7 protein-coding genes are annotated in these 7,986 nt (G+C 53.5%); 4 read left to right on the forward strand and 3 right to left on the reverse strand.

The window, feature by feature from the left end:
- The first annotated feature begins 130 nt into the window (after positions 1 to 130).
- Both FBQ85_22820 and FBQ85_22825 read left to right on the forward strand, forming a co-directional pair.
- A complete protein-coding gene (locus tag FBQ85_22820; GenBank protein ID MDL1877976.1) occupies positions 131 to 406 on the forward strand; it encodes a hypothetical protein in 276 nt (91 codons plus the stop codon).
- A complete protein-coding gene (locus FBQ85_22825) occupies positions 366 to 1,076 on the forward strand; it encodes an alanyl-tRNA editing protein (protein ID MDL1877977.1) in 711 nt (236 codons plus the stop codon). The genes FBQ85_22820 and FBQ85_22825 overlap by 41 nt, the downstream gene beginning before the upstream one ends.
- Positions 1,077 to 1,394: 318 nt before the next feature.
- Here FBQ85_22825 and FBQ85_22830 read toward each other — a convergent pair whose 3' ends face one another.
- Together FBQ85_22830 and FBQ85_22835 are read right to left on the reverse strand one after the other, a co-directional pair.
- On the reverse strand, positions 1,395 to 3,266 hold the full coding sequence (locus tag FBQ85_22830) for a hypothetical protein (GenBank protein ID MDL1877978.1): 1,872 nt from the start codon (positions 3,264 to 3,266) through the stop codon (positions 1,395 to 1,397).
- Complete coding sequence (locus FBQ85_22835) at positions 3,263 to 4,531, reverse strand: hypothetical protein (GenBank protein ID MDL1877979.1); 1,269 nt, start codon at positions 4,529 to 4,531, stop codon at positions 3,263 to 3,265. The genes FBQ85_22830 and FBQ85_22835 overlap by 4 nt, the downstream gene beginning before the upstream one ends.
- On the opposite strand from FBQ85_22835, the gene FBQ85_22840 reads away from it, so the two are divergent.
- Complete coding sequence (locus tag FBQ85_22840) at positions 4,515 to 4,607, forward strand: hypothetical protein (protein ID MDL1877980.1); 93 nt, start codon at positions 4,515 to 4,517, stop codon at positions 4,605 to 4,607. The genes FBQ85_22835 and FBQ85_22840 overlap by 17 nt on opposite strands.
- Before the next feature lie 865 nt (positions 4,608 to 5,472).
- On the opposite strand, the gene FBQ85_22845 is transcribed toward FBQ85_22840, so the two are convergent.
- Positions 5,473 to 7,092 carry a hypothetical protein gene (locus FBQ85_22845; protein MDL1877981.1) on the reverse strand — a complete coding sequence of 540 codons (1,620 nt, stop codon included), beginning with the start codon at positions 7,090 to 7,092 and terminating at the stop codon, positions 5,473 to 5,475.
- 461 nt (positions 7,093 to 7,553) lie between these two features.
- On the opposite strand from FBQ85_22845, the gene FBQ85_22850 reads away from it, so the two are divergent.
- The gene (locus tag FBQ85_22850; protein ID MDL1877982.1) at positions 7,554 to 7,970 is read left to right on the forward strand and encodes a hypothetical protein; all 417 of its coding nucleotides are present in this window, start codon (positions 7,554 to 7,556) and stop codon (positions 7,968 to 7,970) included.
- Positions 7,971 to 7,986 lie beyond the last annotated feature (16 nt).

Here is a 7,986-nt window from a genome sequence, read left to right on the forward strand (position 1 = left end):
CTCCGAGATTGATCTGTTGACAACAAATATAATGCCTGGAAGCTTCCAAAGCCAATACCTGGCTATGTCTAAGAACTGATTTTTGCCAAACTACAGTTATTTTAGGCTCTTACGAACGCGAGTGGATTTTATGACACCACAAGAACGCCAGGCGCTGCTGGCCAAAGGGCGACTGTTATTCGATTCCTGTTCCGCCGAGAACGATTATGCCTGTGTGCTCGGCTATATTTCCCATAATCATGGGCTCGGCGGCGCGCGCGCTGAAGTCGCGGCGGAATTCCTAGCGTGGTTGAAAGCGCAACACGAGGCCGGCAGCGTGCGCGCAGCCGGGATTCTAAAACAGCTTGAAATGAGCGAGGATCAAGATGAACACGAAGCTTCTCTACCAAACCGACAACAATCTTAAACAATTTTCCGCAATCGTGACGGCGCACGAAGGCAGCGCGATTGTTCTCGATCAAACGGCTTTCTACCCGGGCGGCGGTGGCCAGCCCGCGGATTTCGGTGTATTGCGCTGGCAGGGCAAAGAAGTTCCGCTCAAGAAAGTCGAAAAGAAAGGCGAAATTGTCTTACATCATCTCGACGGCGAATTGCCGGCGATTGGTGAGCACGTCGAAGGCGTGTTGGATTGGGAGCGCCGATACGCCTTGATGCGCACGCACACGGCGCTGCACATTTTGTGCGGCGTGATTTGGCGCGATTTCAGCGCGCAGGTTACCGGCGGCAACATGGAGCCGCTCAAAGCGCGCATGGATTTCGAGTTGGAAAACATGAGCGCGGATTTCGCCGAGAAGGTGGAAGGCGCCATCAATCGCGAAGTCGAAGCGGCGCGCGAGATTCGTGTGAAGATATTGCCGCGGGAAGAGGCGTTTCAAATTCCGGATTTGATTCGCACCAAAATCAATCTTCTGCCGGCAGGCATTTCAGAAGTGCGCACGGTGGAGATTGTCGGGCTTGATTTGCAGGCGGACGGCGGCACGCATGTCGCGAACACGCGTGAGGTCGGGCACATCAAAGTGGTGGGACACGAGAGCAAGGGGAAGATCAACAAGCGGTTGAGAATCCAGCTTGTTTGAAAGGATTGGCGATCAAAATCGGTAATTGGTAATTGTTCCGCCACGGCTTGGCCGTGGCATCTACTGCAGTGAAACCACGGTTTAACCGTGGTTGAACGTTACTGAACTTTAGCGTCAGAATTCAGAGAAGAACAGGCAGCTACGATTTAGACGTTTGACTTTTCAATCTTAGAATAAAATTCCGAACTTGCCTCGCCCAGAGAAATGAACTCCCACAGAAAAGCCTTCTACTTTTGTGGGAGTTCCACTTTTGTGGGCGGAGTTTAAGGCTGCTCGAAGAGCTTCGATTTTCAGATTGACTGAAAATCGGTGTTGGCATTACAGTTTTCTCTCCAGCCATAAATAAGCACAACTCCCGAGAAATATCAGGAAAAAAATAAGCAACGGTATCGCAGCGGTTTGTGTTTGTGTAGATTCTTCAGACTGTTTTACGTGATTCTCCTGACGCCACACATAACGTTCCGTAGCCGCGACTTTTTCTGTCTCCTGCCACGTTTGCCAGGCGTGCTTCTCATAAACATAAAACCATTGCGACACGCCATTTGGTGTGGCAATCTTGTGCCACCCCGATTCTCGAGGCCAATAGGTTCCCCACCAATGCGTTGTCTCGCCGGCGTCCTGTCGCAAATAAAGCGAATCTGTTTCACCGTTTTCTGTTGCGATGGTTCCAATCGGAAAACTCGCCCCGGTTGCAAGACGAACCTGTAGTGGCTGATCGACGATGAGCGGCTTCGTTTCCGGCAATTCCCATTTTTCCTCTGATGGCGAGCGGCTGATTTCCGCGAGTAAGTGCGACCAATACGCAGCGTAGTGCGCGGAAGCGCCTGCCAATATCCAGCGATAGGAATCGCGCACCAGTTGCAGCGCGATCCAGCCTCTGCCGCGACGATGTGCCGCGGCCAGAATGCGATCGTGTTCGTCTTTGATCAACGGCTTCAGATTCCTGTTGTACGCAATTTCGAATGGCTCGGCGGGTAACGCGGTTGTGGCGTCATCACCGCCGTCCGGCCACTTCGGTTTGACAAGACGTTCCTCCAAATCGGGAAACGCCGCGAGTTTGAAATTCAAAAAGAATTCATGCCCGGAAAAATTTTGCTGCTCTCGGTTCAATACTATTTCATCCGGCATGAGCAGCACGCCAAGGCCGTTTTGCGTTATGGTTTCACTCAACCTCGAACGCTCGCGAGCAGACAATTCACTTAACGCGCGGCCATCGATCAGAAGTAGATCGTATCGTTTCAGCAGGGAAGGCGCCAATCGCATCAATTCGACTTTGGCGTGATTGAGAAAAGCAAAACGATGGCGTTCGCGGCTGATGGTTGTGCGGCTGGCCACGGCGTGGTTTTGCTTTGCCAGCCAGCGCATAAGATACGCCGTCTCGAAATTCGGCGCAGCCTCGATTACCAGAATGTGCAACACGGGCGGCGGCGTGACAATAACCTCGAACTCTTCACGCCACATTGCTTTTTCTGCCGGCGCGTTGAAATACATTTCATATAGAAATCTGCCCGTGTCACGCGGCGCCAGGCTGAATTGAAAAGGCGTCTCCCGGCTGGAATCAATCTCGAGCGAATCGATCACGCCGCCAGGATCGGATAAATAAAGCCAACCTTCTTTGTGTTGTGATGGAGCAAGCACGCCGCGAATGTGCAAACGCTGGCCGGCCACGAGATTTCTTTGCCAGCGCATGTGTTTGATGCCGGCCGCAAGCGGCCCTGCGTGATGAATGATGTTGATGCCCGCCAGCGCCTCCCAATCATAATCCGCCAAACCATGACCAGCAACATGCAGCGTATCGATGTCGGCATGATGCCTTTTGAGATAAGCCGCATCCGGAATCACTTTGAAGTCATCAAGCGATGATGCCCACGTCGCCGTGTCTGCCGTTGCGAGCAGAAAGGTTTGCGCGTTTAGAGTTGCCTGCAAAGCTTGGGCGTGGTCCAATGGCGCACCAGGAGTGAGTAACAAACCGTTCTGGCTGCGGGCGCGCGCAGACCAGCGCGGCTGCAACGCCATCAGCACCAGCGCAATCACAGCGATGATTGTCATAACGATTCGCGCTGCTAGATGGCGGCGCTGCGGCCGGCGATAAACCAGCGCGAGCAAACCTGCGAGTAACATTGCTGCAACGAGGATCAATCCCAAAATTTGCCGGGGATCGCCCGGAACCTGCAACGCGCCGAGTGTCATGGTTGCGCCTCGATTTTTTGCAGATAACGTTGCCCCAAAGAAGTGTGCGCGGTGGATACTGGGGAAGGCGCCGGAGGTTCAGGCGGCAAAATATTCCAAATCGCTTGTTCGATTGGCGCCGGGCAGTCGCGGCAGACTTCTCCAGCAGAGAGCGAGTTGATGAGCGTGCGCAATGCCTGCAAGGCCTTGAGATACCGGCCGGGTTTCTGCAACGCATGTTGCGCCAACTCTTGCCCGGCTTCTTCCAAAATATTGGTTGCGCTTGCTTCGAGGGGTTGCGGGCTTTTTTTGATTTGCTGCAAAAGCGCACGCGCGCGGCGCAACGCGGCAAACGGATCCTCGCGAACGATCTCTTTGGCAAATGTGAGGTTTTGAATTTTGGAAAGATCGCCGGTCAAACGTTTTTCCTCTGGCTTGAGCGGCGCGGGTGCAAAACCTGCGCGCTGCACATAGGCCCGCTCGCGTTGCTGCACGTCTTTGAGCAGCGCCAGCGCGCGATATTCAAACGGCAAGGCTTGCTCCGGACGATGCGTGCGCAAATGCAATTCTGCCTGCCACATTTCTGCCAACGCCGCTTTCAGTTGCGCTTTGATGGAAACGGCAAAGAGCGTCGCGTTTTCTTCGGAATCGTGCAAATGCGCAAATTGTTCGACAATGTTTGTTGCGGATTCCTTTGCTTGAGAAGGCGCCGTTTCCTCGTGTCCGGATTCTTCATGAGCCTCGGAACTGTGCGGCATGGCTTCCTGGCTGAGCGCAGCAGATTCTGCCTCTTCTCCCAAAAATTGGCCGTAACGCAACCGCAACAGTTTTTGATCGATGCCAATGTCGTTGGAGCGCCGGTTGAATTCGGCCGTGCTCACTTGTGTTTTGTCTTGAATCAGCTTTTCTGTGTCAATGATAATTTGACGCTGGCTGCGAAAGTACTCCGGCAGCGGATTGATCAACAGTCCGGCGCTGCTCGCAAGCGTCACCTGCACGGTATCCTGCAAAATGACGAAAAAAGTTTCGGAACGGCTGCGCTGGGCTTGCGGCGCGCGATTGTCCCAGGCCTCCACAAAAAAATAAAGTTCGTCGCCCGGCGCCATGCCGAGTTGGTGCAAATCAAGCACCGTGGCCAAGTCGTGCTGTCGCGGTGATTTCATTTTAACCTGATCGAACGCCAGAATTTGTTCTCGGAATTTGACCGCCTCGCCCGTGCCCTTTGCCAGTGTCGCGACAATGCGATGCGAACGAATGCCGTAATCATCCGTGATCTCTGCTTGCACCGCAAGTCTGCGCGTGGCCTCCGGCGCGAGCTCGGTGCGCTGCTCCGGCTGCGCCAATGTGATTTGCGGCGGTTGATCTTTGATGGTTTCGATTTTATAGTAGTCGGATTTTTGCGTATTGGCTTCACTCGCGCCAAACGCGAGATGGTAAAATCCGGTTTGGGTGAGCACACGACTGGCAGAATAGCGAAATTCAGAAATCGGGGCCAGGGAGAGCGTATCTCCCTCGCTGAAAATCAATTGAACAGTGCTGAGTTTTTTGGTGAATGCAATTTCCCACGACGCCTGCGCGCCCTCCTCCGCCTGCAAATCAAGTTGCGCCTGCGTACGCGCAGGTTTGCCGGTGTAGCCCGGCGGAGAAATGCGTACCGCGATTTTTTCCACGACCGGCAGAGTTTCACGTGAATAAGATATGTTTTCGTTTAACGGCGTTGCGTTCGCAATAGAGTTGCCGGAGGTCGATTCAAAAAATGGCGCCGGCGGCCAAATCAAAATAACAATGGCGAGCAATGTCGCGCTTGCGGCGCACACCCAGCCGGTTGTCAGGTTTGGGCGAGGATAGAGTTGTTGTGCGGGAATATTGTCCAATGCCTGCAAGGCGCGCCTGCGCTGCAAACGTTCCAAAGCCGAAAGCGCATTCTCCGGTTTGAGCACAAGCTCGCAGCTTTCCTCCAATTCAGGAAAGACGCGATTGCAATGATGCGCAAACGCCTCGACATCGGCAAAACGTTTGCGGGCGCGTATCAGCATCATTAACAGAATAAGGGCGAACGAGATTAGCAGCGTAGCAAGATGAACAACGGTAGAGAGCGGCCACAATAATCGCATTGCGGTGACCAACAGCAAGCTCGCGGCCAGCGCAAAAAGAACATAACGCCGCGCGAGTTGCATGCGCCACTTGCGCAGTCCGCTTTGCAGACGTTCATGTGCAAGCTCAGCCGTCACGCCGTTCTCCTTTCCGCCAGCCATCGTTCCAGGGCAAACAGAACCAGGGCGGCAATCCAAAACGGCAGATGCAGACTGGTGGCGCCGGCATTGGCATGGGACGTTGCAAGCGTTCTGTCTTGGTGCGGCATGATTTGCGACAAACTGATCGCGCGTTGATCATTGGCCAAATCATGCCAATGTGATTTGCTTTCCGATTCTTTTAGAATATGCAACATCAACTGCGGAAACGCCGCGTGATGCACCAGCTCACTCCACAGCGGATGAAAACGGCTGGCATAATGATAAAACGAGCCTGTACCGATGCGCTCGCATGAAAGCAATGCTTCTCCGGCATCATCGCGCCACAATACAATTCGGTTGTTTGGTACTGCAATCCTGCGCGCAAGCCGGGGCGGATCTTGCGCAAGATCATCGCTCATGACGATTTTGCGTTCAACCGTTTCAAATTGTTTTGACGCCGCGTCGCGTATGAGTGTCGCGCCGTTGGAAGTCTGTTCGAGCAACGCAGTTGGTACCGCTTGCTCTGAAAGCCAGAAAATGAAGTCAGAATTCATTGCTTCATTCATTTGATCCGGCTGCAACTGATTCGTTCGAATCGGCAAATGCCCGAATTCCGCGGCGGCCGCCAATGCCGCCTGCACATAGCGCGCATCGTCGCTGCGCTGTTCGTCGTGAATGATTGCGACGTGCTTAATTTCGCGAGCTGGCTCAATCAAAACGCTGTTTTCGCGCGGCGCGGCCGCCCTTTGCAGAAAACGCAAGGTATCCTGGCCGCCGTTGTCGGCACGCGACCATGACAGCGGAGGCAGCTTCTCGCCGGTCAACAGCCGATCACGACTCGTCGCCTGCAACACCTCTCGCGCGAAAAAGGTTTGCCGCGCCTCACTAAAGCCTGCGACTGCCAGCAGACTATCCTGCCCAAGCCATCGTGCTTCCGCAATCCACTGCTTCGGTTCTGAGTTGGGAATTGCACGCCAGACCATATTTGTGCGCAATGCCGGCCGTTCGCCGCGAAAATGCTTGATCGAGTTGGGTGCAAAAATCACAATTCGAGAGCTGTCCGGCAGAATTGCATCCAGCTCACGCAACAACGACCAATAATCTTCAGTCTCGTTGGATTTTTGAGGGGCAGAGTATGAAGTGAGCGGGGGAAATCCCGGCGCAAAAATCCGCAACTCGTAACCCGCATTTTTTAGAGAATCGATTTCATCGCGAAGATGAAAATTCTGCGCATGCTCCAACGCTTCTGAACTCAACAAAGCCCACGAAGCCCCTTGGTGCCGGAAAGCCTCATCGGAGGGAACCCAAAACGGTTGCGCCAGCAACATCGCCAAAATTGCCACCAACGCCGCGCGCAACAACAGCAGGGGCACCTCGTGCAGCCTGAAACTCTTGAAACGATGGCGCTGGGACTCCTGCAAAAATTTGATGCTGCCGACTTTGATTCGTTTGCCCGGGCGGCGATGCAGCAAATGAATGACAAGCGGAATCGTCAAGGCTACCAGAGAGAACAACGCAAATGGGGCTGAAAACCAGAGCATGATGAAATTTCTTGAAATCCCGGCGATGCAATTTTTTATACTGGACGGCGCGATCGCACGATTCGTTGCAATGCTGCCGCTGCGGCCTCACGCCATCTTCAATACCAACCGATCGGGTTCGGATTGAGATTGATATGAACCTGCTTGGTTTGCAAGTACGGATTCTCGCTTAAATAACTTACCCAAATCTCAAACCGCGAATGCACGCCAATAAACGCGAATTTTGAAATTAGCGAATATTAGCGTTCATTCGCGGGTTCAAAAATGAGTATACTATTTAAATGGCACTCCTAAGCTGCCAACCCCTCTTTGCCCAATTCGCGGCCCAGGCCGCTTTACTTGTATCCGTCTCATGACGCTTTAATGAAGATGAAGCGGCGAAAACATGCGAAATAATCGCTATTCTTTCAAGACGAAAGACGAATCCGGGTTGATTTTTGCGCCGGAACCATCTATCTTGCGGCGTCTTTCACGAATCGCAAGCGAGACAGTATGTTTGCTTCTCACCTGAGGTGATTTTGTGGAGCATAACGATGAACAATCCTATCCTTGAGGTGCAAGGCCGGCCCGCCAACGAAGATGATTTGTTCTACCTCAAACTCGCGCGCGACGAGTTTGCCGCCAGCCTCGGCCGCCTCGAAGAAACCGCGAAATATTTAGTCGGCGCCGTCGGCGCAGTGGCAGGCTTGGTTCTGGCCGGCATGCAGATCAAGATCGCCGTCAAACCCGAATTGTCCACCAGCTCTTTTGTCGTGCCATTCTTGCTGTGGGGGTTCAGCGCCTTGTGCGCGATCTTGGTGATCTTCCCCCTGCCGTATCGGCACTATCAAAACTCGCCCGCCGCCATTCGCCGTGCTTTCGAACGCGCGCGTAAAGTGAAATGGGCATTGCTGTTGATTTCGGTGCTGGCTTTTGCGGCGGGACTCTATTTTGCAGCGAGCATCCTTTAAAGTTTTCAAATCCTCA

Source organism: Cytophagia bacterium CHB2, assembly GCA_030263535.1.
Classification (GTDB): Bacteria; Zhuqueibacterota; Zhuqueibacteria; order Zhuqueibacterales; family Zhuqueibacteraceae; genus Coneutiohabitans.